At 64.8% G+C, this 25,806-nt stretch carries 26 protein-coding genes; 7 read left to right on the top strand and 19 right to left on the bottom strand.

All coding sequences use genetic code 11. The features are described from left to right. The first annotated feature begins 184 nt into the window (after positions 1-184). Together AQZ52_RS12280 and AQZ52_RS12275 are read left to right on the top strand one after the other, a co-directional pair. The gene (locus tag AQZ52_RS12280) at positions 185-1,219 is read left to right on the top strand and encodes a LacI family DNA-binding transcriptional regulator (protein ID WP_067911074.1); all 1,035 of its coding nucleotides are present in this window, start codon (positions 185-187) and stop codon (positions 1,217-1,219) included. 117 nt (positions 1,220-1,336) lie between these two features. Then, positions 1,337-2,830 carry an MFS transporter gene (locus AQZ52_RS12275; protein WP_067911072.1) on the top strand — a complete coding sequence of 498 codons (1,494 nt, stop codon included), beginning with the start codon at positions 1,337-1,339 and terminating at the stop codon, positions 2,828-2,830. Positions 2,831-2,839: 9 nt separating this feature from the next. Here AQZ52_RS12275 and AQZ52_RS12270 read toward each other — a convergent pair whose 3' ends face one another. The 18 genes from AQZ52_RS12270 to AQZ52_RS12185 all read right to left on the bottom strand — a co-directional run bounded on the left by AQZ52_RS12270 (position 2,840) and on the right by AQZ52_RS12185 (position 20,043). Beyond that, a complete protein-coding gene (locus tag AQZ52_RS12270; RefSeq protein ID WP_067911071.1) occupies positions 2,840-3,676 on the bottom strand; it encodes an SDR family NAD(P)-dependent oxidoreductase in 837 nt (278 codons plus the stop codon). A 12-nt stretch (positions 3,677-3,688) separates the two neighbouring features. Further along, entirely contained in the window at positions 3,689-4,324 is a 636-nt protein-coding gene (locus AQZ52_RS12265) for a hypothetical protein (protein ID WP_067911070.1), read from the bottom strand. A gap of 23 nt (positions 4,325-4,347) precedes the next feature. Continuing rightward, the gene (locus tag AQZ52_RS12260; protein WP_067911069.1) at positions 4,348-5,355 is read right to left on the bottom strand and encodes an alcohol dehydrogenase catalytic domain-containing protein; all 1,008 of its coding nucleotides are present in this window, start codon (positions 5,353-5,355) and stop codon (positions 4,348-4,350) included. 12 nt (positions 5,356-5,367) lie between these two features. After that, on the bottom strand, positions 5,368-6,126 hold the full coding sequence (locus AQZ52_RS12255; RefSeq protein WP_067911067.1) for an SDR family NAD(P)-dependent oxidoreductase: 759 nt from the start codon (positions 6,124-6,126) through the stop codon (positions 5,368-5,370). After that, positions 6,114-6,998, bottom strand: coding sequence for an MBL fold metallo-hydrolase (locus tag AQZ52_RS12250; protein ID WP_067911064.1), 885 nt, complete (start codon positions 6,996-6,998; stop codon positions 6,114-6,116). The genes AQZ52_RS12255 and AQZ52_RS12250 overlap by 13 nt, the downstream gene beginning before the upstream one ends. Continuing rightward, a complete protein-coding gene (locus AQZ52_RS12245) occupies positions 6,998-8,617 on the bottom strand; it encodes an FAD-binding oxidoreductase (protein ID WP_082697916.1) in 1,620 nt (539 codons plus the stop codon). Before AQZ52_RS12245 ends, AQZ52_RS12250 begins: the two co-directional genes overlap by 1 nt. Further along, a complete protein-coding gene (locus AQZ52_RS12240; RefSeq protein WP_067911062.1) occupies positions 8,614-8,931 on the bottom strand; it encodes a c-type cytochrome in 318 nt (105 codons plus the stop codon). Before AQZ52_RS12240 ends, AQZ52_RS12245 begins: the two co-directional genes overlap by 4 nt. Then, positions 8,928-9,767 (bottom strand): SDR family NAD(P)-dependent oxidoreductase, encoded by an 840-nt coding sequence (locus AQZ52_RS12235; RefSeq protein WP_067911058.1) that lies wholly within the window; start codon positions 9,765-9,767, stop codon positions 8,928-8,930. The genes AQZ52_RS12240 and AQZ52_RS12235 overlap by 4 nt, the downstream gene beginning before the upstream one ends. 36 nt (positions 9,768-9,803) lie before the next feature. Then, positions 9,804-10,874 carry an aromatic ring-hydroxylating oxygenase subunit alpha gene (locus AQZ52_RS12230; RefSeq protein ID WP_067911056.1) on the bottom strand — a complete coding sequence of 357 codons (1,071 nt, stop codon included), beginning with the start codon at positions 10,872-10,874 and terminating at the stop codon, positions 9,804-9,806. A gap of 12 nt (positions 10,875-10,886) precedes the next feature. Continuing rightward, complete coding sequence (locus AQZ52_RS12225) at positions 10,887-11,420, bottom strand: 2,4'-dihydroxyacetophenone dioxygenase family protein (protein ID WP_067911054.1); 534 nt, start codon at positions 11,418-11,420, stop codon at positions 10,887-10,889. Between the two features lie 14 nt (positions 11,421-11,434). Then, positions 11,435-11,971 (bottom strand): 2,4'-dihydroxyacetophenone dioxygenase family protein, encoded by a 537-nt coding sequence (locus AQZ52_RS12220; protein ID WP_067911052.1) that lies wholly within the window; start codon positions 11,969-11,971, stop codon positions 11,435-11,437. Positions 11,972-11,985: 14 nt separating this feature from the next. Next, the gene (locus AQZ52_RS12215) at positions 11,986-12,519 is read right to left on the bottom strand and encodes a 2,4'-dihydroxyacetophenone dioxygenase family protein (RefSeq protein ID WP_067911049.1); all 534 of its coding nucleotides are present in this window, start codon (positions 12,517-12,519) and stop codon (positions 11,986-11,988) included. A gap of 60 nt (positions 12,520-12,579) precedes the next feature. Further along, entirely contained in the window at positions 12,580-15,105 is a 2,526-nt protein-coding gene (locus tag AQZ52_RS12210; RefSeq protein WP_067911046.1) for a TonB-dependent receptor, read from the bottom strand. A gap of 138 nt (positions 15,106-15,243) precedes the next feature. Next, positions 15,244-16,176 (bottom strand): helix-turn-helix domain-containing protein, encoded by a 933-nt coding sequence (locus tag AQZ52_RS12205; RefSeq protein ID WP_067911043.1) that lies wholly within the window; start codon positions 16,174-16,176, stop codon positions 15,244-15,246. 26 nt (positions 16,177-16,202) lie between these two features. Further along, a complete protein-coding gene (locus AQZ52_RS12200; RefSeq protein ID WP_067911040.1) occupies positions 16,203-17,447 on the bottom strand; it encodes an MFS transporter in 1,245 nt (414 codons plus the stop codon). Between the two features lie 8 nt (positions 17,448-17,455). Next, positions 17,456-18,004 (bottom strand): VOC family protein, encoded by a 549-nt coding sequence (locus AQZ52_RS12195; protein ID WP_067911038.1) that lies wholly within the window; start codon positions 18,002-18,004, stop codon positions 17,456-17,458. 76 nt (positions 18,005-18,080) lie between these two features. Further along, complete coding sequence (locus tag AQZ52_RS12190) at positions 18,081-19,094, bottom strand: zinc-dependent alcohol dehydrogenase family protein (protein ID WP_067911034.1); 1,014 nt, start codon at positions 19,092-19,094, stop codon at positions 18,081-18,083. A gap of 121 nt (positions 19,095-19,215) precedes the next feature. After that, entirely contained in the window at positions 19,216-20,043 is an 828-nt protein-coding gene (locus AQZ52_RS12185; RefSeq protein ID WP_067911031.1) for an IclR family transcriptional regulator domain-containing protein, read from the bottom strand. A gap of 143 nt (positions 20,044-20,186) precedes the next feature. On the opposite strand from AQZ52_RS12185, the gene AQZ52_RS12180 reads away from it, so the two are divergent. From AQZ52_RS12180 to AQZ52_RS12160, 5 genes are read left to right on the top strand one after another with little or no spacing between them, the layout of a single operon-like run. Beyond that, a complete protein-coding gene (locus AQZ52_RS12180; protein ID WP_067911027.1) occupies positions 20,187-21,416 on the top strand; it encodes a Tm-1-like ATP-binding domain-containing protein in 1,230 nt (409 codons plus the stop codon). A gap of 13 nt (positions 21,417-21,429) precedes the next feature. Continuing rightward, positions 21,430-21,879: an acetyl-CoA carboxylase biotin carboxyl carrier protein gene (locus tag AQZ52_RS12175; protein ID WP_067911025.1), complete on the top strand. Its 450-nt coding sequence runs from the start codon at positions 21,430-21,432 to the stop codon at positions 21,877-21,879. Between the two features lie 17 nt (positions 21,880-21,896). Beyond that, positions 21,897-23,231 carry an acetyl-CoA carboxylase biotin carboxylase subunit gene (locus tag AQZ52_RS12170; protein ID WP_067911023.1) on the top strand — a complete coding sequence of 445 codons (1,335 nt, stop codon included), beginning with the start codon at positions 21,897-21,899 and terminating at the stop codon, positions 23,229-23,231. Further along, positions 23,228-24,700: a biotin carboxyl carrier protein gene (locus tag AQZ52_RS12165; RefSeq protein WP_067911020.1), complete on the top strand. Its 1,473-nt coding sequence runs from the start codon at positions 23,228-23,230 to the stop codon at positions 24,698-24,700. Before AQZ52_RS12170 ends, AQZ52_RS12165 begins: the two co-directional genes overlap by 4 nt. Continuing rightward, complete coding sequence (locus AQZ52_RS12160; protein WP_067911017.1) at positions 24,697-25,539, top strand: HAD-IIA family hydrolase; 843 nt, start codon at positions 24,697-24,699, stop codon at positions 25,537-25,539. Before AQZ52_RS12165 ends, AQZ52_RS12160 begins: the two co-directional genes overlap by 4 nt. On the opposite strand, the gene AQZ52_RS19110 is transcribed toward AQZ52_RS12160, so the two are convergent. Further along, on the bottom strand, positions 25,536-25,805 hold the full coding sequence (locus tag AQZ52_RS19110; RefSeq protein WP_082697914.1) for an HNH endonuclease: 270 nt from the start codon (positions 25,803-25,805) through the stop codon (positions 25,536-25,538). The two genes, AQZ52_RS12160 and AQZ52_RS19110, sit on opposite strands and share 4 nt — an antisense overlap. Position 25,806: the final 1 nt, after the last annotated feature.

Genomic DNA, 25,806 nt, shown 5'->3' with positions numbered 1-25,806 from the left:
GTTTGGCGGGGAGCGGTGAGACCGAATTGTCACGCTGCCGACCTTGCCGAACCGCTGCAAGCCGCCGAGTCCTCTGGGGCAATTGCTTCCATGCATTTTCATGCGTAAGTTGCGGAACTTGCTGACCAGTCAGGGCAAACCTGCGGCGGCCAATTAAGATGGTAGGGGGAGGAGGTTGCACGCGATGGGCCGCAGGCCGTCCAACAAGCCGACCAGTTTCGACATCGCCTATCTGGCCGGGGTTTCGCAGCCCACGGTGAGCCGGGCGCTGCGCGGCAGCAAGTCGGTCAGCCTCGCCACGCGCCAGAAGATCGAGGCGATTGCCCGCCAGTTGGGGTACACGGTCGACAAGAACGCCTCCTCGCTGCGCTCCCAGCGGTCGAACACTTTGGCCCTGCTGTTTTTCGAGGATCCCACGCCAGACGAATCCGGGATCAATCCGTTCTTCCTCGCCATGCTGGGCTCTATCACGCGGCACTGCGCGGCGCGCGGGCTTGATCTCCTCATCTCGTTCCAGCGGCTCGATGACGACTGGCACAAGCGCTATCAGGACAGCCACCGGGCTGATGGCCTGATCCTTCTCGGCTATGGCGACTACACCCTTTACGAAAGCCGCCTCCGGCAACTGGTGCGCAGCGGCGCGCATTTCGTGCGCTGGGGCGCGGTCGAGCCCGATACGATCGGCGCGACGGTTGGCTCGGACAATTTCGGCGCGGGGCGCCTTGCGGGCGAGCACCTGTTGGCACGCGGACGGCGGCAGATCGCTTTCCTGGGTCAGGCAGACAGCCACTATCCCGAATTCAAGAACCGCTACGAAGGCCTTGTCCGCGCCGTTGAAACCGCCGGTCTTAGCCAGGATCCCGATCTCGTCGTGCCGGCCATCTCCTCCGAAGAGCTGGGCTATCAGGCCGCAAAAAAGCTCATCGCCAGCGGCAAGCCGTTTGATGCGATCTTTGCGGCCAGCGACCTCATCGCGATCGGCGCAATGCGCGCGCTGGCTGAGGTGGGCCTCAGCGTTCCCGGCGATGTCGCCGTGGTCGGCTTTGACGATATCCCGGCCGCCAGCCTCACCTCCCCTCCCTTGACAACCGTGATGCAGGATATGCGCCATGCCGGTGTCGCGCTGGTCGAGACGGTCATGGCGCAGGTCGAGGACAAACCGCCGCCGTCGCCATTCCTGCCAACGCGTCTTGTCGTGCGCGGAACCACCGGCGGCTGATGCTGCGCAGCATGGGCATGAGGCCATGTCGATGGCATTCGTATGCATTGCTGCCCAGACGGGTCCGCTCGACTAGGTGTCATGCATAGAAAACAAGATGCTGCACGCGCATTGCGGATGCAGGGGGAGCCGAACCGCGTGACAACCCGCCAGAAACCGCAGCAATCATTCTGGGGACTGTGGAATGTCAGCTTCGGCTTCTTCGGCATCCAGCTGGCGTTTGGCCTGCAGAATGCAAACGTGAGCCGCATTTTCCAGTCGCTCGGCAGCAGCGTCGACAATCTGGCATTCCTGTGGATTGCCGGGCCGGTGACGGGCCTCATCGTCCAGCCCCTGATCGGCCACTATTCTGATCGAACCTGGGGCCGCTTCGGACGGCGGCGGCCCTATTTCGTGGCCGGCGCGGTCCTTTCCGCACTAGCGCTGCTGGGCCTGCCGCAGGCCGGCGTGCTGCTGCTCGCGGCCGGATTCCTCTGGCTGCTCGACGCCTCGCTCAACATAGCGATGGAGCCGTTCCGCGCGTTTGTCGGCGACATGACGCCCGATGACCAGCGCGCAAAGGGCTTCGCGCTGCAGACCTGGTTCATCGGCGCGGGCGCGGTGATTGGCAGCCTGCTGCCTGCGCTGTTCACGCACCTCGGGATCGCCAACACCGCGCCGGAGGGCCAGGTGCCGGATTCCGTCAGGCTCAGCTTCTATATCGGTGCCGCCGCGATGGTGCTCGCCGTCGCCTGGACCGCATTCAGCGTGCGCGAATATAGCCCCGAGGAAATGGCGGCCTTCAGCGGCACGAGCCATGAGGAGGCCGCCAGCCAGCCTCTAGTCTATTCCGCGCGCGGGCCGCTGTGGTTCGCAGCCGGCGCGGTGCTGCTGGGCGTGGTGGGGGAACTGGGGCTCGACAAGCAGCTCTATGTGCTGGGCGGCGGGCTCGTCCTGTTCGGCTTTGCCCAGATGGTGCTCAGGGCCACGCAGGCGAAGGGCGCGCTGGCGGAAATCATGAGCGACTTTGCCCAGATGCCGACGCAGATGCGGCAGTTGGCCGTAGCGCAGTTCTTCACCTGGACTGCGCTGTTCATCCTGTGGATCTACACGACACCGGTCGTCACCAGGTATGCCTTCGGCGCGGTGGACACGGCGGGCGCGGCCTACAACGCGGGCGCGGACTGGGTCGGCGTGATGTTCGCCTTCTACAACGGCGTTGCCGCGCTCGCGGCGTTCCTGCTTCCCGTGCTGGCAAAGCGGATCGGCAATGCGCGGACCCATGCCGCCTGCCTGCTCGGCGGCGGCGCAGGGTTCCTGCTGCTCCTCGTGCTGCGCGATCCTTGGCTGCTGTTGCTGCCGATGGTGTTCGTCGGGGTGGCCTGGGCCTCGATCCTGGCGATGCCTTACGTGATTCTGACTCGGGTGCTGCCGCCGCACAAATTCGGCATCTATATCGGCGTCTTCAACGTGTTCATCGTTGTGCCGCAACTGATGGTCGCCACGATCATGGGCGGCGTGATCCGCAGCTTCTTCCCCACCGAACCCAAGTGGACCATGCTGGTCGGGGCGGTCGTGATGGCAGGCGCCGCGCTCGCCATGCTGCGCGTGCGCGAAGACAACTCGGCCTAGGGTCTGGCCCTAATACTGGAAGGCAGCCTGCGGCACCGCATCCATCAGCGCCTCGTTGCGCTCGCGCATCTTCTCACGGAATTCGCCGTGGGTGACGATATGGAGCCGGTTCTCGAGAATTCCGTCCGCCACGATTTCGCCCACGGTTTCGGGGTCCATCCAGTCGTTTCCGGGCGGGCGCTCCAGCAGGGTTGCCTCGCTTTGCGCAAAACCGCTGCCTTCGCGCAAGTGCGCCGGGCGATTGAGCGCGGCCTCATGGATATTGGAACGCACGAAGGCCGGGCAGAGCACCGACACGCCGATCCCCTTCGCCGCCAGTTCCTCGCGCATGTTCTCGGAAAGGTTCAGCACCGCCGCCTTGCCCGCAGCATAGATCGCGAAATTGGCCGGCATGCGCACGGTGGCTGCGAGCGAGGAGACGTTGACCACATGCCCGCCGCGCCCATGCGCGATCATGCTTGGCAGGAAGCTCTGGAGGCCATTGACGACGCCGCCGAGATTGACGCCAAGTCCATAGTCCCAGTCGGCATAGCCGGCTTCGAGCACAGGACCTTCCACACCGACCTCGGCATTGTTGACGAGGATATCGATCCCGCCAAGCTCGACATCCATGCGTTCGGCAACGGCGGAAAAGGCGGCGCGGTCGGTCACGTCGAGCGTCAGCGCAGCAACGCTGCTGGCGAACCCACCCTCGCGGACCTCGACCAGCGCGTGGTCGATATGATCGGGCCTGAGGTCTGCAATCACCACGAAGGCACCGCGCTTTGCCAGTGCCTTGACGATGCCCAGCCCGATCCCGCTCGCCCCGCCGGTGACGAAGGCCCGCTTCTCGTGGAAGGACCGCATGGGGGCCGCCACTCAGCCCTGATAGACCCAGTACCGCGGCCCGAAGCGCGCTTCGAGTTCGGCCAGCTTGGCCTTGTGGATCGCCTGGATCGCGGCCGGGGTAGTCGCCGCCTCGGACGGAACTTCCTCCAGCCTCACGCTGGTCGGGTCTTCGTAGAGGTGTTCGCCGGCAAGCCGCGCCTTGTCGTCATAAGGCCAGATGAAGGCCTGCCGGCTTGACACGTGGTAGAGCGCATCGGCCTTGGGTGCATCGTAGCCCATAGCGGCAAGGTCCGCTCCGCGCGCGAGCTGGTGGAAGGTGATCTCGTCGCAGATGCCCCAATCGTTTACCGCAAGCCGGTCGTCGGAGTGCCAGAGAACCGCCTGCCCGACGCTGTTGTAGAAGCCCTTCACACCTTCCTTGCCCTCGATGACGGCAGGGTTTGCGCCCCAGGTGACGCGGTAGACCGGATGATCGACCATCATGTCAGCGGCTGTGATATCGTCGTAGAGCCCCGCACCTTCGAGGTGAACGTGGCGCCAGAAATTGAGCAGGATCGCGCGGTGCAGCGGATTGCTCGTCGCATTGAACAGAGCCTCGGTCGGGTTCATGCATTCGAATACAGCGCGCTCGATCGCGTTGGTCGGGATCGTGGTGGCAAGGTTCATCGGGCTGTCCTCTTTGTTCGTATTCAGGCGCCGGGTTCGATCAGCACCTTGCATTGCTCGGTGCGGCGGCGAAGCGCTTCGAACACGGCGGGCGTGCGGCGGAGCGGAATGGTCTCGGTGACGAGGAGGCGCGGTTCGGCAGCGCCCCGGTCCAGCGCGTCCAGCGCGGCGTGGTATTCGTGTGCGGTGAAGAAAGCCGAGGTGATCAGACGAACTTCCTTCGAGAGCATGGCGAAGCTGTTGAAGGTGTCCGGCACAGTGCACAGGCCAAGGAGGACGATGGCGCCCCGCGCGCGCACTTGCTCGACGGCCTGCGCGATCAGGCCCGGCACGCCAACGCATTCGAAGACCACGTCAGCCTTACCGCCCAGCGCGCGTTCGGCAGCCCCCAAGGAATCGGAGCGGTCGGCCACAAAATCGTGCGCGCCCATCGCCAGTGCGCGGTCTTTCTGCCACTCGGCAACATCCTGCACGACCACGCGCCCTGCCCCCATGCGGCGGGCCCAGAACGCGCAGGCAAGCCCGATCGGGCCCGCGCCAAGGATCAGCACCTTGTCGCCGATCCTGAGGCCCGACATCGCCACGCCATGCAGCGCGACGGCCAGCGGCTCGATGATCGCTCCATCGGCAAGGCTGGCGGACTTCGGCAGCTTCACGCACTGGTTCGGCATGGTGAGCGCATATTCGGCATAGCCGCCGCCCTGCAGGCCGAACGCATCGCACCATGAGACATTGCCGGCAAGGCAGGCTGGGCAAGCGCCACAGCTCTTCAATGGGCTGACCGCGACCAGATCGCCCTTGGCCAGCCCTTCCACGCTCTTGCCCAGTTCAATCACTTCACCTGCAAACTCGTGGCCGAGAATCGAACCCGCGCCCTGCCCGTAGGCGGGGTCTTCGGTCATGTGCAGATCCGAGCCGCAAATGCCGCAGCGGCCGACCCTCACCACGACCTCACCTTCGCCCGGCACCGGATCGGCGACAGTTTGGATGGCAAGGGGCTTGTGCAGGCCCTGCATGACGGCGGCGCGCATGGCGGCGGTTCCTCAGTGCGCGGTCTGGCCACCATCGATGGCGATGGTCGCGCCATTGATGAAGCTCGCGGCGTCCGAGAGCAGGTGCAGCACGGTTCCGGCGATCTCTTCCGGCTGCGCGGCGCGGCCACTGACATTGCCGGCGAAGAAGGCGGCGCGGAAGTTCGGATCATCGGCCCAGTGCTGGGTCATCGGGGTGACGACGAAGCCGGGGGCGATGGCATTCACGCGGATGCTCTTCTGCGCATATTCGACCGCTGCGGCCTTGGTGAGGCCCGAAACCGCATGCTTCATCGCGCAATAGACGCTCATGTTGGGGTCCGCGATCAGCGCGCCGACCGAGGCCGTGTTGACGATCGCGCCGCCGCCGACTTTCAGGAAGTGCCGGATTTCGGCCTGCATCGCGAAGAACACGCCCTTGAAATCGACGTCGATGGCGAGGTTCATTTCCTCCGGCGTCACTTCATGGATCGGCCGCTGCGGCGGAAGCACGCCGGCGTTGTTGAACGCAGCGTCCATCCGGCCGTAGCGCTCTACGCAGGCCGCCACGAGCGCATCCATCGCAGCTGGATCGGTCACGTTCGCATGCTGGAACGAGGCCTCGCCGCCCGCCTGCTTGATGATCGCAATGGTCTCCTCGGCGCGCGGATCGATATCGCCGATGATCACTTTGGCGCCAGCGCCCGCCAGCGCGACGCAAGCGGCGCGGCCAATTCCTGTCGCGCCACCGGTGACGAGGACAGCTTTGTCCGTGAAAGTCATTCGGTCCATGCAGCTTGCTCCCCCTTGGCGACGCGCGAGGAATTGCCGAGCAGGAAATCGCCCAGCACATCGACAGCGTCCGGAAATGTCTTCTTTACCCGCTCGGCGAGGTCGGCGCTGCTCTTCGAGGCCGACACCAGCTTAGGCCATTCGGCGATGTAGCGTCGTGTGAATTCAAGGCCAGAGGCATCGTCGGGCAGCCCCGGCTTGTTGTGCCCGGCGACCACGATTTCAGGCTTCAACGCGATGAAGCTGTCGTTGGCCTTGCCCCAGGCGGCGATTGCGGCGGCATCGTGCTCGCCCATCCACAGGAACATCTGGTTGTAGACAAGATCGCCGGGAAAGAGCGCCTTGATCGAAGGCGCCCAGAGCGCGGTCGCGTGAACATGGTCGCCCTGCACAGGGCCGAGGACCTTGAGTTCCTTGCCCTCCAGCATGATCGTATCGCCCTCCAGCGCGGCGGGTGCTGTGGGGTGGCGCGGCGCATTGACGCCGAGGACCGGATACCAGCGCTTTACCTTGAAAGGCAGCGATCGCCAGATATCGGCGGCGACCACCGGATGCGCGACGATCTTCGCGTCCGGGAAGGCATCCTTGATCACTTCCATCGCGAAGAAGTGATCGGGATGATCGTGGGTGATGAACACCGTGGTGAGGTGCTTGCCGCTATCCAGCACCATCGCAACAACGCGGTAGGCGTCTGCGCGGGTGAACGGCGCGTCGACGAGCACGGCGTCCTTCTCGCCCTTGATCAGCGCGATATTGGCGAAGAGCGAGCCGCTGCTGGTGCGCAAGGTTTCAACTGTGAGGGGCTTTTCCTGTGCCTGCGCGGTGGTGGCGAGAAGTGTGGCGGCCAGCGCCAACAAAGCCTTCCTGATCATTATGCAATCCCTGACTTGCCGGGGGCGAGGATGTGGTTTGGGTCGAGCGCGTCCTTGAGCTTGGCATTGAACGCGCGGTTCACCGTGCCGAACTGCTCGGCGACAAGGTCCATCGCGTGGACGCCGGTGCGGTAGCTGGCCCAGCCCCGCTCGCCGAAGCCCGTCACGAGCTCGCGGTAGCAATCGTCTGCGCGCTTCTCCTCGGCGGGGTCGGACTTGTCGTAGAGAAGGGCGATGATGTGGTGGAGTTCGCGGCTGCCGATGGCGAAAGCGGCGGTATAATCGAAGCCGTGCTTGCCCAGGATCTGCTTGGCGAGCGCGACCTGCCCCTGCGTCTCGCTACCCTTGGCGGGCGCGACGGGAGCAAACCAGGCGAGGCCGCCGCCGTTTCCGCGCCAACGCGCGAGGCCGATCTCATCGAGATTGAGTCCGCCCTGCATGAGCGTCGCGTGGTGGTGGAACCACGGATTGTCTTTCATCTCAGCCTCGGTCAGCACTTCGCCGTCGATCGCGGCGAAGGCGGCGCGGATGATCTTCTCGCTTTCGGCGATCATCCCTTCGGTGCCGTAGAGCGCGATATAGGTGTTCCACATGCCGAGGTTGTTGGCTGTGGCCGCCTTGGAGACGGCTTCATCGGTGATCGGCCCTGCCCCGTCCCACACCTCGCCGCGGCGCTTGAACATGGCGAGCTGGTAGGCGCCGCCCATCATCAGCACCACGTTGGGGACGATATTGGCAATGCGCAGCGGGCGCATCGCCTCGACGATGCGGGCGACATCCTCCATTTTCCTGTGGCGGATGACGAAGGGCTTGTAGACCGGCGGCGCGGGCATCAGCCACATGCCCATCTTGGTCACCACGCCGAAGTTCGACTGGGTGAACAGGCCATCGAGATAGGGTCCGTAGCCCCACTTGAACGCCTGCCACGCGGACGGGTTCTTGGTCGATCCCATGCCGGTGCGCAGGATTTCGCCGTCCGCCAGCACGACTTCCATGCCGCACTGGACCATGAAGTGCTCGCCATAGGGCGTGTAGCCGACGCCGCGATCGAGCGTGTTGCCGACCGGGCTGGCGATGGGGCCCACGGTGGGCACGTCGATCCACAGCGGCAGGTTGTTTTCGACCAGATAGTCCTTGAGTTGACGGTAGGTAACACCCGGCTCGACCAGCGCGGTGCACAGTTCGGGATCGACCGAGATGATGCGGTTCATCCGCTTCAGATCGAGGATCATCTGCCCCGGCATGGCGGTGGTTGTCTGCCCATAGCCCATGTTCTTGCCGGTCGAGACCGGCCAGATCGGCTGACGGAACTGGTTGGCGATCTTCACGATGGCCTGCACCTGCTCCGCGGTTTCGGGGCAGACCGCGCCGACGGGAATGTGCTTGCCGTAAGGATCCGGGGTGTACGATTTCTTCCAGGGCGCGACGGCGTCGGGATCAGCGAAGACCCATTCGTCACCGACGACCTTGCGCATTGCGGCAACGGCGCCCTTGAAATCGGCCTTCCTCACGCCGGGGGCGAGGACGGCCTTGGCCTTGGCGCCGGTGCCGAGGCCCGCGGCAGCCGCGCTGGCGACGCCTGCGCCAAGGAGGCTGCGGCGATCCATGTTCGCAGTCATTGGCCGTGCTCCTTGGGATCGGCAGCGCTGGTCTGGATCCAGGCGGCGAGCGCCTTAAGCTCTGCGGGCGTGATTTCGGTCGGTCGGAAGGCGGGCATGGCATTTTGGCCATGGCGGACCTGATACTCGACCGCCTCGGCGGGAAGCCCGCGCCCGCGTATCACCGGGCCAACGTTCTTGCCGTGGCAATAGCCGCACACGGCCGAATAGACCTGTTCCGGGCTGCGCTGCGCTTGCGCTTCGCCCAGCTTTTGCGCTGCCTGTGCGGAGCCCGCCAGCGCAAGGCCAGCGACAAGGGCAACCGCGCGCCTCATTGGAACTTCCCTAGCATCATGCCTCCATCGATAACGACATGGCTTCCGGTCATGTAATCGGAAGCATCAGACGCCAGCAAAAGCGCCAGCGGTTTGAGTTGATCCGTCTCCGCCACCGCGCCCAGCGGCACGATGGCGTCCCACGCCTTGCGCGCGACGGGGTCCTTCTTGAGCCAGCCTCCGCCGATATTGGTGACGAACGGACCCGGCGCGATGGCGTTGATGCGGATGCGGAATTCGGCGAGCTCGAGGCCCAGCGCGCGCACCATGTGGAGGACGCCAGCCTTGGCAGGCATATAGGGCAGGCCGACGATGGGTTCGGTAACAAGGCCTGCGTTCGACGCGGTGCAGATGATCGACCCGCCGCTGCGGCCATTGGTGCGGCCGGGCTGCTTCATGATCCGCACGGCATTGCTCACCGTGTAGAACACGCCCGAGAGATTGACCGAGATCGACTTGTCCCAGCGCTTCGGGTCGTAGGTATCGACCTGCCCTTCCGGATTGCGGTGGCCAGCGGGGTTCCAGAAGCCGGCACCCGTATCGATCCCGGCATTGGCGAAGGCAATGTCGAGCCCGCCATAGGCCTTGGCGTGGGCATCGAAGGCGGCGGCGACGGCATCGCTGTTCGAGACGTCGAGCTGGTCGGCGCGGGCCTCGAAGCCGGCTTCGCGCAGGCGAGTGGCTTCACGCATCGCGCCTTCGCCATCGATATCTGTGAGCGAGACCGCAGCGCCGGCCTCGGCCATGGCTTCGGCATAGGCAAGGCCGATGCCAGAGGCCGCGCCGGTGACGAGCGCGGTTCGCCCCCTGATGTCGAAACGGTCCAGAATTGCCATTGCTGTTTGTCCTCTCCTTCCCCCTTGCGGCCGTGTTCAGGCCGTGGAGGATTGTTGTCGTTCGCGGTCGATGAGGCGCTGCAGCATGCGGCGTGCGCGCACCCCGCCCCCGTCACCGTTCAGGATAGCGGGCCGCAGGTCCCAGAAATCGGCCCCGCGCATCAGGCGGTGGCTGTCGCGGATGAGCGGCATGTCCTCCTGCTCGAAGGCAAATTCGAGCGCGGCGCGCATTCCGGCGGTGAACTCGGCATCGCCCAGCGCGAAGTCGCGGGCAGTCGCCCAGAAATAGTGCGTCGTGTCCGGCGTTTCGGGCGTGAAGGCGTGCAACGAGGGGAGCAGCGTGCAATCCTCGCGCGGGGTGCCCGGAGGTCCGGCGCGGAAATCGAAATAGAGCACGGCGGGGGCGTGCCAGACGACCCAGCCGCAAAAGTCCTGCTTCACCCCGATCCGGCCCAGCATCCCGCCGATGCCTTCGGAGAGATAGTCATTCAGGCGGATGTATTCGGCATGGACCGTCTCGCCATCCTGCCAGAACTTGCGGTCACCTTCGGTGAAGGCGGCGGCCACCAGCGCCGGGTGGACAAAATTCGCGTGGCTCAGGTCGAGGATGTTGTCGCTGTAGAGCTCGTAGTGGCCCTCCGCCACGGTCGCGCCGCGCACGGCTTCCCACTTCGGATCGGAGAGCCAGCCGAAGTCCGGGATCAGGGCGGGATCGGCCTTGTCCGCCTCGCCCATCCAGATCCACAGCAGCGCGTGACGCTCGACCAGCGGATAGACCTGCAGCCGGTTCTCTGGAAGCTGGCCGCCGGGGTGCGGATTGTGGACGCAGGCTCCGGTGCCGTCGAAGCGCAAGCCATGGTAGGGGCACATGAGCGCGCCCTCCACCACCGTGCCCTGCCCCAACGGCGCCCAGCGATGCGGGCAGCGACCTGAAACGGCATGAGCTTTGCCGTCTGCATCGCGGAACAAAGCAACGGGCTCTTCAAGGAACACACGTTGATGGGGAGCCTCACCCAGATCACTTGCCCAGCCCGCTACGTACCACGTGTTGCGCAGGTACGTGCCAACCGGCTCCGGACCGAGTTTGGGGACCCCAGCAATGCTCATGTCCGCTGCTCCTCAGAGATAGAGCTGCTTGTTGATCGGGATGTTGTGCTCCCGGCAGTAGGTCTCGTAGTGGTTCATGAACCACCACACGTCGAGCGTCTCGACGTGGTTACCATGCTCGTCGAAGAACTCGTTTGCGCCTTGCATGTGGAACAGGGCCTTCATGCCGTTCGGATCATCCGTCACCAGCGTGTGCGCGGTGCCCGGCGTCTCGGTGATGAACTCGCCCGGCTTGCAGACCCAGTCGTATTCCAGATAGCGGAACGAACCTTCAAGCCCAATCGCCCAGACACGGCCGCGGTGCTTGTGCGTACCGATCACGCCCGGGCCCTTGATCCACAGGATGTTGACGTAGACATTGTCGCGCACGTCGAAGGCAAGGTGCCGGATTGCGGCGTTGTCGCCGAAGGGCACCCACGGGCTCTCGGTTTCCGAGGCGCCGACATAGGTTCCCTCGATGCCCTTGGACTTGATCAGCGCACCATAGAGTTCGGGTACATCGACGATCTTGTAGGCCCCCGAAGGCGGGGCGGTCATGGTGGCCATGGCGTGCGGTCCCTTTAGAGGTAGAGCTTGGGATTGATCGGGATGTTGTTTTCTCGGCAATAGGTCTCGTAGTGGTTGATGAACCACCAGACGTCCGAGGTGTCGACGAACTTCCCGTTTTCGTCGAAAAAGTCGATCGGGCCCTGCATCCACCCGAACAGCTTGACGCCTTCGGGGTGCTCGGTGACGAGCGTATGGCTTTCGCCGGGGACTTCAAGGATCAGCCCGCCGGGTGAAGCGACCCAATCATACTCCAGATAGCGCACGCTGCCTTCAAGGCAGACCATGACGATCGTGCCGCGGTGGAGGTGCGTGCCGATCGTGCCGGGGCTCTTCACCCACAGGATATTCGAGAAGATGCCCTGCCGCACGTCGAAGGCAAGATGCTTGATCGCGGCATTGTCGCCGAAGGGCACCCAAGGGCTGTCGACGTCGGTCTGCGCGTCAATATAGCGGCCACCGGGACTGAGCCGGGCGACGAGTTCGCGATGCGCAAAGCCGACGTCGACAATTTCCTTCTTCGACGATGGCGGTGCAGTCATGGCATTCATGAAAAGCGCTCCTCTTAGCGGATCAGCGTATCGACGTAGTCGGCACCGATGCCGACCCGGTCGTAATGTTCGCGCGCGTTCTTGATATAGTCAAATACGTCGAAGTGCCCGGTCGTGTTGCCATCGTCATCCAGCCACATCAGCGGGCCGGAGACGACGAAGAACACCTTCATCGGATCTTCGTGTTCATAGCAGACGAGCGTGTGGCTCTCGCCCGGGGTCTCGTAAACGAAGTCGCCCGCAGTCGCAGTCCACTCGTGTTCAAGGTAGGCCCACTTGCCGCTGATCGTGTAGGCCCAGATCGGATGCGGGTGATAATGGCGGTTCACCAGACCCGCAGATTTCGACATGAGGACGTCGGCCCACATGTTCTTGGTCGGGCTGATCCAGACGGGCTTGGAGCTCACCGTCTCGCTGATCGGCACCCAGTAGCGCTCGTCGCCCTCGGCGATCTTCGAGAGATACACTTCGGGAAGGCCGCCTTCCCGGAACACCTTCTCGACCGGCTTGATGCCTTTCCAGAACTCGGAGTGGGCGGTTTCAGGCATTTGTCTCTCCATTGCAGTTGGGCGGGCACCTTCCGGCACCCGCCCCCTGTCATGCACCAATCAGAACTTCAGACCCAGCTTAGCGTACCACTCGCGCGGACGGCTGTAGGTTCCGTAGATCTGGCCGCCGGCGATCTGAGCCTGACCGGTCACCAGATAACGCGTATCGGTGATGTTGGTCATGCCCACAGTCAGGTCCCAGTGGTCCTCCGGTTCCTTGTAGGTGATCGAACCGTTCAGGATATCCGTACCTGGACGCTGCAGCAGATACGCGCGCTCGGTATCGTTCCACAGCGACGACGAGTGCGTGTAGTCCGCCACGAAGATCAGCTTGCCGCCGTTCGCGAACTTCGCCTCGTAACGCGGCGAGATGTTGAACTTCCACTTCGGCGTCTTGGGCAGATCGGCACCCGGGAACACACCGGCCTGGAACGGGTTGGTTGCAACCTGCGCCGGCGCCAGCACCGACGTGTACTTCGCATCGAGGTGGCCGACCGAACCGGTGATGGTAAGCCCATCGGCCGGCGCTGCGGTCACTTCAACCTCGAAGCCCTTGATCTTCGCATCACCCGCGTTCTGGATGGTTGGCGAGACGCCCTGCTGGAAGTTCAGCTGGATGCCCTTGTAGTCCGTCTGGAACACGGCCGCGTTGACCTGGAGGCGGCGGTCGATCAGGGTCGACTTGACACCAAGTTCATACGTGGTCGCCTTCTCCTCGCCGAAGCCCGGAGCGTAGGGCAGCGGGTTGGAAAGACGGGTCGTCCAGCCACCGGTCTTGTACCCCTTCGACCAGCTGGCATAGACCATCACATCGTCGTTGGGATGGAACTGCACGCCAACCTTGGGGGCGAAGTTGTTGAACTTCTTCTGCTGCACGCCCGCGACGTAGTAGCGCAGCGGCTGCCCAGCGTTGGGGAACCCGGCAGCGATGCGGCAGGCGTCGCTGATCGGATTGATGTTGGCACAGGCCGGCGGGCCGGCGTTGATCCCGGCGAGGAAGTTGAGGATCTTGTAGGTGAGGCCATTGGCATCCGACTGGAAGCCTTCGAACTCCTTGTCCTCGTGCGTGTAGCGGCCACCCACCGTGATGCCGAACATGTCGCTGAACTTGTAGTCCACCTGGCCGAAGAACGCGTAGTTCTTGGTCTTGAGGTTGTTGGGACCATCAACCTGCAGCAACCCTTCCGCGAAGGTCACGTAGTCATGCAGGTTGCCCGCTTCCTTGAAGTAGTAGGCGCCCAGCACGTAGTTAAGCTTCTTGTCCATGGCATTGCCGAGGAGCTGCAGCTCCTGGCTGAACTGCCACTGCTCGGTGGTGAAGCTGGTGTGGAGGAAATTGAGCGGTGACCCGTCGAGGTCGGTGCCCACGTTCCAGTGCAGTTCGCGGTAGCCGGTGATCGACTTCAGCGTGACGCTGTCCGACAGATCATAGGCCATCGTCAGCGAGCCGCCGTAGGATTTCAGCTTCGAGTAGTTGTTGCCGTTGGCATAGCTCGTGTCGATGTTTCCAGTCACGAACCGGTTGTCATAGGGCAGCCGGTTGTTGCGCGGATCAGCATCGACGTTGACGCCATAGACAGACGGGTTGTCGAAGATCGAATTGAGGCCGCCGATGCCACCGATATAGGCGAACGCGGGCGGACCGCCGCCACAATCGGTGCTCGAAGCCGCAATCGCGCAGTTGTAGGTGCCGGCGAAGACGGCAGGCGTCGTCGTGATCAGCGTGTTGGCGATCTGGCTCTGGTCGACATTGGTGTAATCGGCCGACAGGGTCGCGGTGAACGCCCCCGTGTCGTACTTCACCTTGCCGCGCAGGTTCCAGTTGTTGTCGCCGCCTTCGGTGCCGAGACCGATGTTGTTGTAGCCAGCGGCCTTGTAGTTCTGGATGTTGGTGGAAGCATAGTTGCCTGCACCCGGGAACGCGATGCGCTTCAGATAGCCGGTGCGGTTCTTGGTCGAGAAACTGACCGAGGCTCCGAGCCCGTCGGCGATCGGCAGATCGACCGTGCCGCGCGTCTGCACAAGGCTGAAGCGACCGACCGTGACGTCACCCTTGAAACGGAACTCCTTGCCCGGATCGTGCGTGACGATCGAGATCGCGCCGCCGATGGTGTTGCGGCCGAACAGGGTACCCTGCGGACCCTTGAGGACTTCGATGCGCTCGACGTCCGGCAGATCCTGGTTCGCGCCGACCGAACGGGCCAGGTAGACGCCATCGAGGTAGATGCCCACGCCCGGATCGATGTTGAACGCGAAGTCGTTTGCACCGATGCCGCGGATGTAGGCCGAAAGGACGGCAGTCGAACCCGAGAACGGGGTGCCGGCGTCCAGCGTGACGTTGGGCGCAATGTTCGAAAGCGCCGCAACGCTGGTCACCGAGCGTTCCTGCAGCGTGTCCGAAGTGAACGCCGAGATGGCGATCGGAACATCCTGCACGTTTTCCGCACGTTTCTGTGCCGTAACCACGATTTCTGCAATGCCGCCTTCCGGAGCGGCTTCTGCCTGGGCTGGCGGCGTGCTCTGCGCCAAGGCCGGCGTGGCCAGCGCAGCAGCGAGCACGGCAAGCGATACCGTCGTTCGTCTCATGTTGCTCTCCCTATAACAGTGTCACTGCCCACTTCGCCCCTCGGGCGGGCGGACATGCGCATTCGAATTCATAGTCCACTTTGGCCACACCGGCTTGCACTGGAGCGCAAGGCGAACAGGACTGAAGCGCAAACCCGGCTATTTGCGTCGCCATTCACTTGGTGAAACGCCAAACCGCTGCCGAAATGCACGGGCGAAATAAGCGCTATCGTTGAAGCCGCATTCGAACGCGATTTCGGTGATGCTTGCCTCCGGCGCGGCGTGGAGCCGCTCGGCAGCACGGACAAGCCGCCGCTCGAGGATATAGGCGCTCGGCGTAGTGCCCATTCCTGCAAACAGGTTCTGCACCGTGCGCACCGAAGCCCCACAAGCGGCGGAGAGGCTGAGCGTACGCAGCGCCGGATCGGGAAGCTGCGCCTCGATCATGCCAAGCACCCGGCGGCGCAGCGCGCTGTCAGCAGCCGGCATGGCGGCTTCGCCCCGCGCAGCGCCGCGCATGGCGAGAGCAATCAGATCGTAGAACACCTGGCTGACCCCATCCTGCCAGTCCGGATCGGAAAAGCCCTGCTGGCTTTGCCGCCAGAGCGAGAGGAGGAAATCATGGAACACGCGTGCGCCCGGGGTCGCGCCGCTCATGCGCTGGCGAAGCATATCGTCGAGCCCGGCAAACCGCTCGGCCAACGGCGCGCGGGGAAACTCGACTACGAGCAACTCATGTGCGGCCAGGTCGATGGCATAGGCCTCGTGCGGCGAGGCGATCACGAAATCGCCCGCGCCGAGCGCGGTCTCGGTCCCGCTCTGGCGGTGGATGCTTGAACCCCGGCACTGCAGGTGCAGGATCAGACGCTCCTCTGCTGTGTAGCGCGGATCGCGCCCTACGAACGAGGCAGTCGAGCGTGGCCGGATCATCGCCAGATCGCCCACCTGCCACGTCCACATCTCGCCGGTGAAGTCTTCGCTCGCGCTCTTCACGTACGTCCCGCTGTAGACGCGATCGACCAGCGCGTTCCAGAACGCGAGGCGTTCGGGCGGGGCAATCCCTTCGGTGGCGAACTTTTGCACTGCGGTCATGACGAAGGTCCTTGTTGCAGTGAGGATCAGGCAGGGGCAAGCGTACGGCGGGCCACTACCCGCGGGGCGGATTCGACAAGGCCGAGCGCACAGATCCCGGCCAGGATGCACAGCGCGAGCATCAGCCAGAGCGCCGCGGAGAGCCCGTAGACATCGGCGAGCGCGCCCGCGAGGAAGGGGCTGAGCACCCCGCCCAGAACTTCGCCGGTCCCCATGACAACGCCGGTGAGCGTTGCGGTGAGCCGCGGATCGACCGATTCCGAGGGGATCGTGGCCATGAACATCGGGAACAGACCGTTGAGTCCCCACCCGAGGAAGAAGATCGCCGCGAGCATCCAGGGCGATCCGGTATAGTATAGCCCGCCGAGCGGCAGGATCACACCGAGGAAGGCAAAGCCGATCATCACCGGGCGGCGGCCGATGGCATCCGAAATCGCGGGCACGACAAAGCTGCCGATACCTGCCGAGAGGCCGAGCGTAGCCATGAGCCAGCCCATCGTCTCGGGCGCAAACCCGCGCACCTTGGTGAGATAGAGCGGCATGAAGGCCCAGCACACCACGAGGTAGGACACGAGCAGGACCGAAATGATCGCGCAGAGCACGACGTTGCGGTGGCGAAAGGCCTCGCTGAGCGCAACCTTGGGCTGGGCGGCGTCATGCACCTCGGCGGGTGGCTCGCGCAGGGTGAACCAGATCACCACGGCGGTGATGAGGCCGGGCGCAGCGGCCAGGTAGAAACCCTCGCGCCAGCCATACGTGGCGGCAACCGGAACCAGCAGCAGCGGCGCAAGGCCCGAACCGAGGAGATTGGAGCCGAGATTCTGCGCCACGCCCATCGCCATGCCGCGCCGCTCGGGCGCCACTTCGCTGACGATCATCGAGTGGCTGACCGGCATCACGCCGCCCTCCGCCGCGCCCATCAGCAGGCGCGCACCCAGCAGCATGAAGAACGATGAGGCAAGGCCCGAGGCGAACGAGCACAGGCAGAACGCCAGCGTCGCGACGACGACGACCGGCTTGCGTGAGCCGAGCTTGTCGGAAATGCGGCCAACGGCAAGTCCTGATAGCGCCCAGGTCAGCGAAAGTGCCGAGCTGAACATGCCGACCTGCGTGTTGCTGAGGTGCAGATCGGGCTGCACGAAGGGCATGAGGAAATTGAGCGCGTTGCGATCAAAGAAGAGGATGCCGAAGTTGAGGCTGAGCAGACCGACAACCCAGGCCTGATAGCCACCGCTTGCGCGCTGCGAGCTGTCCACGCTGGACGAGTGCATGGCGCCGCTCACAGGAACGGCCTCACGGGAGCGGTCTGGCCGTCCCAGTCCTGCGCAGCCTGCCACTGTGCGGTGAAGAGCGTGTTCATGCCCTCAGTCGCGGGGATCAGCTCGAGGAAGCCGGGTGCGACGGGATCAGCGCTTTCGAGATAGGCAACCGAACCGCCGGTCGGCACCGGGGCGCGGAAGGCCAGGGTGTGCCCCCGCGCGAGATAATCCGGCAGCGCGGCATCGACATCTGTGAAGGCAATGCCGAAGTGGTGAAAACCGTATCCCATCGCCTCGATGGTCTCGCGGTAAACCGACGGATGCTCATCAAGCGGCTGGATCAGCTCGATCTGCATGTGTCCGGCAAAACCCATGGCGATGGCGACATCGGCCTCCGACGGCGCGCCGCGATAGACCTGCCCCTCGCCGAGGAAGTGATCGAGCAGGAAGAACGGCCCTGCCCCGCAATCGCGCTGGAAGTGGGCAATTGCGGCATGGATATCGGCAACGACGAACGCGGTCTGCACCACGCCCCCGATGCGCTGCCCAAAGCCCAGTGTCAGACCCATGCCTCGTTTTCCTCTACCCTTGCGCCCGCCGTTCGTGCAGCTGGGCTGTTATGGTCAGGGCCACGCGGCCCATTCGTCAGAGCGTGATCACGACCTTTCCGAACAACGCACTCGAGGCCTGATAGCGATAGGCCTCCAGCGCATCCTCCATGGCAAAGGTGCGGTCGACCACCGGCTTGATGCCATGCGCGTCGATGAAGGCGTTGAGCCGCGCCGCCATGCCGCGCGAGCCCACGAAGATGCCGCGGATCGAGCCGCCCTTGAACATGAGCGGGTGCGGGTTGGTATCGCCTTCACGCGTAAGCACGCCGATCAGCGCGATCTCGCCGCCGAAGCCGACCGCCGCGATGCTCTGCTTTAGCGTACCCGCGCCGCCCACTTCGACAACATGATCGACGCCGCCGCCTGCCAAGTCGGCCGCGGCGGCACCCCAGGCGGGCACTTCGCGGTAGTTGATGGTTTTGTCGGCGCCGAGCGCGGCCACGCGAACGAGCTTCTCATCCGACGAACTGGTCGCGATCACTTGCGCGCCGGCAGCCTTCGCGATCTGCAGTGCGAGCAGCGATACGCCGCCGGTGCCGAGCACCAGCACGCTTTCCCCGGGGCGGACCGGGTGCGGGCCCTCCATCAGAGCGTTCCACGCGGTGACACCCGCGCAGGGCAAGCAAGCCGCTTCCTCGAACGAGAGGCTTGCCGCGAGCGGCACGACGCCGTGTTCTGGAAGCACGACAAGGTCTTGCAACATGCCAGTCGCCGGAGGCGCGCCCAGCGCGGGACCGGCACCGGGGTTGGGCGGTCCGTCGATCCAGTTCTGGAAGAAAGTGCCCGCCACCCGGTCGCCAGGCTTCACCGAGGTGACCCCTGCGCCCACAGCAACGATTTCACCTGCGCCATCGGACAGCGGCACGGTATCAACCGCCACGGTGCCGCCCATGTAGAGCCCCTGCGGAATGATCTGGTCGCGAAAATTGAGCGAGCAGGCGCGCACACGCAACAGCACCTCGCCAGGGCCGGCCTCCGGCTCGGGCACATCGCGCAAGGTCATGTCATCGAGCGACGACGCACCTGCCCGGATAACCCATTGCCGCATGCCTTGCTCCTCCCCAATCTTGTTGAGGAGATAGTCGCACAGGCTGCCTCCAATTTAATCAGCTAGACAAACAGATTTCACAAGGTGCAATTCTGCTGATTAGCGCCCGGCAAGCACCTGATCAGACGGCATTTCCTGCAATCGGCGCACTGGCGGACTGCGACGCAACCGCGCGGCCGATGGCCTGGGCGGTTTGCTGGAGGGCTTCAAGGTGGCGATGCATCACCATTTCGTCCGTACCGCGCTTGGCTGGCCAGGTGAGATTGATCGTGGCGATCGGCGCGCCAGCCGCCATGATCGCCACCGCCATCGAGCGCCGTCCGTCGCGCAGCACAAGTTGCTTGGAACGGTCCGGCCAAGGATGCAGTGGCTCGCGCAGGGCATAGCCGCGCTCGCGGGTTTCCTTGAGGATCGCGCGCAGGTCGTCCTCGCTGCCTGGCGCGGCATCCTTGGGCCGCAGCCGTGCGATGATCGCCTCGCGCTCCTGCTCGTCGCATGCGGAAAGGTACGCCCGCCCCGTCGCCGTGTGAATGTAGGAGAGCTTGACGCCCACGGGGCCGAGAATGGCGGAATCAAGCCGGAACAGCGGGCTGTTGGTCTCGAGGATCTCCATATGATCGAGCCGCGGCACGCCCAGCACCGAAGGCCAGGCCACCTTTGTCGAAAGCGCCTTCATGTAGGGCGAGGCGATCTCGGCAATATGTTCGACAGCGCTGCCCGTGCCGCGCGCCGCCGCGCCCAGATGCGGCAGATAGGCTCCATCCGCCAGACGCTGCCAGACGAGGCCTTTCCTCCCCAATGTCAGCAACATGCGCAGCAAGGTCGCCTTGGGCAGCTTCAAGGCCTGGTGGAGTTCGTGGAGACTGACCGCGCGGCGCGCCTGGACCTCGATCAACACGTCGAGCCCGCGCTCCAGCGCGCGCACCGTCTTTACCTTGCGTTCGAGCATCGCCTCTTCCCGGTGTTGCATGCGCTCCGCGGTACCGGACGGTCCGTCAGCGTGTTTCACCTTATGGAATGCGCACATTGCATACCGTCGTGCAAAGTCAACCGGGATGTCGCACTCTCAAGGCAAGGGAAAAGAGGATAGCCATGGCCGAGACCACAAGCCCAAGCGTCATGCTGATCGTGACGCAGGACACCAAAGAAGAAGAAGCCCACTTCGTTCGTACCGTGCTGGAGGCAGCGGGTGTACGTGTCGTACACCTTGATCCGAGCGTGCGCCGCACCGTTGGCGGAGCCGAGATTTCGCCAGAGGACGTGGCGGCGGCAGCCGGGATGACCATCGAGGAAGTCCGCGCGCTCGGCCACGAGGGCAAGTGCCAGGACGCGATGATCCGGGGCGCGATCGCCGCCGCGCACGCCTGGAATGCGAAGGACCCGATTTCGGGCATTCTCGCGGTGGGCGGTTCGATGGGCTCGGCTTTGGCCGGCGCGCTCATGCAGAGCTTCCCCTATGGCCTTCCGCGCATGATCGTCTCGACGATGGCCTCGGGCTTCACCAAGCCCTACATGGGCGTTCAGGACATCGCGATGATGAACGCGGTGACCGACATCTCGGGCCTCAATTCCATCAGCCGCGATGTTTTCCGCAACGCCGCCAATGCGGTGGCGGGCATGGCCAGGGGCTATGACCCCAAGGCGGCGGCGGAAAGGCCGCTGGTGCTGGTGACAACGCTCGGCACGACCGAGGCGAGCGTGAAGCGCATTCGCGAGGCGCTCGAGAGCGATGGCTGCGAGGTCATGGTGTTCCATTCCTCCGGCGCTGGTGGTCCCACGCTCGATGGCCTCGCCGCTGGAAAGGATGTCGCGCTGGTGCTCGATCTTTCGCAGACCGAGATCATCGATCACATTTTCGGCGGGCTTGCCGATACCGGGCCCGATCGCGGCCGTGCAGCCCTCCTCAAGGGCATCCCGACGATTCTCGCGCCGGGCAACGCGGACTTCATCATCGGCGGGCCGATCGACGCCTCGCGCGCGCAGTTCCCGGGCCGCCGCTATCACGAGCACAACCCGCAGCTCACCGCCGTTCGCACGACGTTCGAGGATCTCAAGAAGCTCGCCGACCACCTCGCCGCTAACGTGCGCGATGCAAGGGGGCCTGTGCGCGTGTTCACGCCGCTCCACGGCTTCTCGAACCACGACAGTCCGGCCGGCCACCTGATGGACCCGAGCGTGCCGCCGCCGTTCGCGGCATACCTGCGCGAGGTCATGCCGGCTGAAGTGCCGGTCACCGCCATCGACGCGCATTTCAACGACACCGCCTTCTCCGACGCGATCATCGCCGCATCGCGCGAGATGCTGGCAGCGGCCAAGGCTTGAGCGAGACTTTCCCATGAACGAAGACTTGCCGCTGACCGCCGAAGACGTCGCCGAAATCGCAGCGATCATCGAGGCTTCGCCCTATCGCGAGCTGGACCTTTCCACGCGCCGCTTCCGCCTGCGCCTGGCGCGGGCTGATGGCGGGGAGGCAGGCCTTACGCAGGAATGGCAATGGGCAGGCGCCGCACCGGATGCAGCGGTCTCTGCCGAGGCCGAGCACAGTGCCGATCCGGATGCGGTGGCGGCGCCACTTCCCGGGACGTTCTATCATGCACCGCAACCGGGCGCGCTCCCGTTCGTCACGGTGGGCGATGACGTCGGGCCGGAAACCGTGGTCGGCATCGTCGAGACAATGAAGCTGATGAACCCGGTGCACGCGGGACGAGCGGGCACAGTCGCCGAAGTTCTCGTTCCCAATGCGACAATGGTCGCCAAGGGCCAGCCCCTCATCCGGCTCGCCTGAGCGGAAGGGCAAAAACGATGATCCGCCGACTGTTCATAGCCAATCGCGGCGAGATTGCGCTGCGCGTGATCCGCACCGCCCGGGCGATGGGAATCACCACCGTGCTCGGCGTCTCCAGCGCCGACGCTGCCTCGCTTCCTGCGCTCATGGCGGACGAGACCGTGCTGCTGGGCCCCGGACCTTCCTCGCAGAGCTACCTTGCCATTCCCGCGGTCGTGGCCGCCATGGTCGCGGCAAAATGCGATGCGGTGCATCCCGGATACGGCTTCCTTTCCGAAAACGCCGCCTTCGCCAAGGCCGTGAGCGACGCTGGCATCCGCTTTGTCGGCCCCGATATCACGACGCTCGAAGGCATGGGTGACAAGCTCGCTGCTCGCGCCCTCGCGCTCGAGGCCGGCCTGCCGGTCCTCCCCGGCGGCGCGGCGGCGACGCGTGAGGCGGTCCATGCCCGCGCGGCCGAAACCGGCTATCCGCTTCTCCTCAAGGCCGTTGCCGGTGGCGGAGGCAAGGGCATGCGCCGCGTTGACCGCGCCGAAGATCTCGATACCGCGCTGGACATGGCGCAGGCCGAAGCTCAGGCCGCGTTCGGCAACAGCGCCGTCTACGTCGAACGCTTTGTCGCCAAAGGCCGCCATGTCGAAGTGCAACTGCTCGGCGATGGCACCCATTCCATCCACCTCGGCACCCGCGATTGCTCGATCCAGCGCCGCTTCCAGAAACTGGTCGAAGAGGCCCCCGCCCCCGCCATGCCGGAAGAAGCGCGCGCCGGTATCGAAAATGCTGCGGTCCGCCTTGCGCAGCATATCGGCTATCGCGGCGCGGGTACGGCGGAGTTCCTCGTCGATGCGACGGACTTCTCGTTCTATTTCCTCGAACTCAACGCACGCATCCAAGTCGAACATCCGGTAACCGAGGCGATCACCGGAGTTGATCTGGTCGAGCAGCAATTGTTGATCGCTGCTGGCAAGCCGCTCGCGCTGACACAGACTATGGTGCGCCCGGTGGGCCACGCCATCGAGGTCCGTATCAACGCCGAAGACCCGGATGCCGACTTCCGCCCTGCACCCGGACGCATTGCCCGCGCTGCATGGCCGGCCGGCCCCGGTATTCGCGTCGATACCCATATCGCCGCCGGAGGCGAAGTGCCGCCGTTCTACGATTCGCTGCTCGGTAAACTGATCGTCCATGGCGCAAGCCGCGAAGAGGCGGTCATCCGGCTACAGGCCGCTCTTGCGCGCATCCGTATCGAGGGTGTGCCGACCACTGCCGGGCTCCACGCCCGCATCGCTTCCGATCCGCGTTTTGCAGCAGGCGGCGTCGACACCGGATTTCTGACAGGGCTCGCATCATGACAACGCTCAAGCTGGTCGACGTGACCATGCGCGATGGCAACCAGAGCCTGTGGGGCGCGACCGGGCTCAACACCGCGCACATGCTGCAGGCTGCCGCGCTGACCGAGGCCTGCGGCTTCCGCGCCATCGACTTCACCTCGTCGAGCCACATGGCCGTCGCGGTTCGCTACTTTCGGAACAACCCGTGGGAACGCCTGCGCCGCATGGCCGCCGCGATGCCGACAACGCCATTGCAGTTCATCACAACCGGCCTGCGCTTCATTGCTTGGCAACAGGCGGACCCTGAGTTCATGCGCCTCGTTTATCGCGCGTTGCAGGTGAATGGCGTGCGCCGCTTCGTGCTGCTCGATCCGATGCATGAAGTCCCGGCCGTCGTCGAAGCCGCGCGCCTCGTGAAGGAAGAGGGCGACGCCGAGGTGATGTGCGCCCTCACCTTCACTCTGTCCGAATTCCACACCGACCAGTTCTATGCCGATTTCGCCCGCGCGGTGGGTCAGAGCCCGGATGTCGACCTGTTCTACATCAAGGACCCGTCGGGCCTGCTCTCGCTCGATCGGGTGCGGACACTAGTGCCGGCGGTGAAGGCCGCCATCGGGAATCGCCCGCTCGAAATCCACGCCCACACCACCATCGGTCAGGGCATGCTTTCCAGCCTCGAAGCCGCGAAGCTCGGGATTTCGGCGATCCATGTCGGCATCGGCGCGGCGGGCGATGGCTCTTCGCTGCCCGAAGCGAACCGCATGCTCGCCAATCTCGACGAGGCGGGCCACACCGTCGACATCGACCGCGCGGCGCTGGCGAAGCTGACTTCGTACTGGAACCGCACTGCGCTCGCCGAAAACCTCCCGTTCGGGCAGCCGCAGAACTTCGATGCCAGCTTCCTGCGCCACCAGATCGCGGGCGGCGTGATGACGACGACCGCGCGCCAGCTCGCCGAACTCGGTCTGTCCGACCGCCTCCCCGCCGTGATCGCCGAGACCGAGCAGGTCCGCGCCGAACTCGGCTATCCGATCATGGTGACGCCCTTCCCGCAAATGGTCATGAGCCAGGCGCTGTTCAACGTGATCGGCGAGCGCCGCTACGCGCAAGTCTCCGATCAGGTGATCCGCTACTGCCTCGGCAAGTTCGGCAAGCCCACCTCGCCCATCGACCGCGATGTCCTCGCCGCGATCATGGACCGCCCGCGCGCCCGCGAGCTGGAGAACGAGCCGACCTTCCCCGCGCTCGGCGATCTGCGCCGCCAGTTTGGCCATGCCATGCCCGACGAGGAATTTCTTCTGCGTGCGGTCATGCCGCCCGAGCAAGTCGATGCGATGCTCGCCGCCGGCCCTTCGCGCGCCACGTATACACCAGAAGCCGCACCGGTGATCGCCTTGCTGCGGCAGCTTGCGGCAAAGCCGACCGCGCGCGACCTCGTTATCGAGCGCGGATCCTTCCGCCTTGCCCTTCACGCCGGAGCCAGTCTGTGACCATTTCCCACGAGCATGCCGTCCGGCTGAAGGACGCCGCCGGTTTCATCTTCGACATGGACGGCACAATCGCGCTCGGCGATGCGCAGAGCGGCGGGCACAATGCCCTGCCCCACGCCGTCGCGTTGCTCGAAGCGCTGAAAGCGCGCGGCACGCCCTATGTGGTCTTCACCAATGGCACGGCCAAGCCGCCTGCTGCCTATGCCGCATCCCTGCGCAAGGCGGGTTTCCCGGTGGAGGATGCCCAGATGCTCACGCCTTCATCGTCCACCGCCGACTGGCTGAAGCGCTCCGGCATTGGCAAGGTGCGCGTGCTCGGCAATCCCGGTTGCCGTGCTCCGCTCGAGGATGCGGGGCTCGATGTCGTGGGGCCGGACGAAACCGCCGAGGGGGTCGAAGCCGTCTACACCGGGTGGTTCCGCGAGTTCGACTTTCCCGCGCTTGAAGCCGCTTGCGATTCGCTGTGGAAGGGTGCCAGGCTGCTCACCGCCAGCAACGTCCCCTTCTTCGCTACGGCCAACGGCCGCGCGATCGGTGCCAGCTATCCGATCAACGCCATGCTCACCGCGATGACCGGCAAGCGCCCGCGCATCCTGGGCAAACCTTCACGCGTCGCCTTCGATACGGCGCGGCTGCTGATGGGGCTGCCGCGCAGCGCAGCGAAGCAGATGGTCGTGGTGGGCGATGATCCGGCGCTAGAGATGCGCATGGCAAATGCCGTCGGCGCGCTTTCGGTGGGGATGGCGACGGGCATCATGGCCCAAGGCGCCGAGCTTCCGGAACGTGACCGACCTGCAGTGCTGCTCGAAAGCCTGCAGCCGCTGCTCGACCTGTTCTAACGCTTGCGAGCAGTCGGCGCGTGAAAGTCGGGCGGTTTGCTTGCCACCCACGCGACAAACTTTGCGACCACCGGATCAGCCCGCAGCCGTTCCGGATCAAGCCCTATCCGGGCCAGCTCGCCGTTGCTGAACTGCGCGTGCAGTGTGCGGTGGCAAATCGGATGCAGCGCCACCGTTATCCGCCCGCCCCGGCTCTTCGGCACCGGGTGATGCCATTCGGTCTTGTGTCCCAGTGGCCGCTCGCAGAGCCAACAGGCGTCTGCCACG

Origin of the sequence: Novosphingobium fuchskuhlense (genome assembly GCF_001519075.1) — a bacterium.
Taxonomy (GTDB): domain Bacteria; phylum Pseudomonadota; class Alphaproteobacteria; order Sphingomonadales; family Sphingomonadaceae; genus Novosphingobium; species Novosphingobium fuchskuhlense.
Note: the sequence above shows the minus strand (reverse complement) of the source record. Positions and strands in the feature narration are given on the sequence as shown.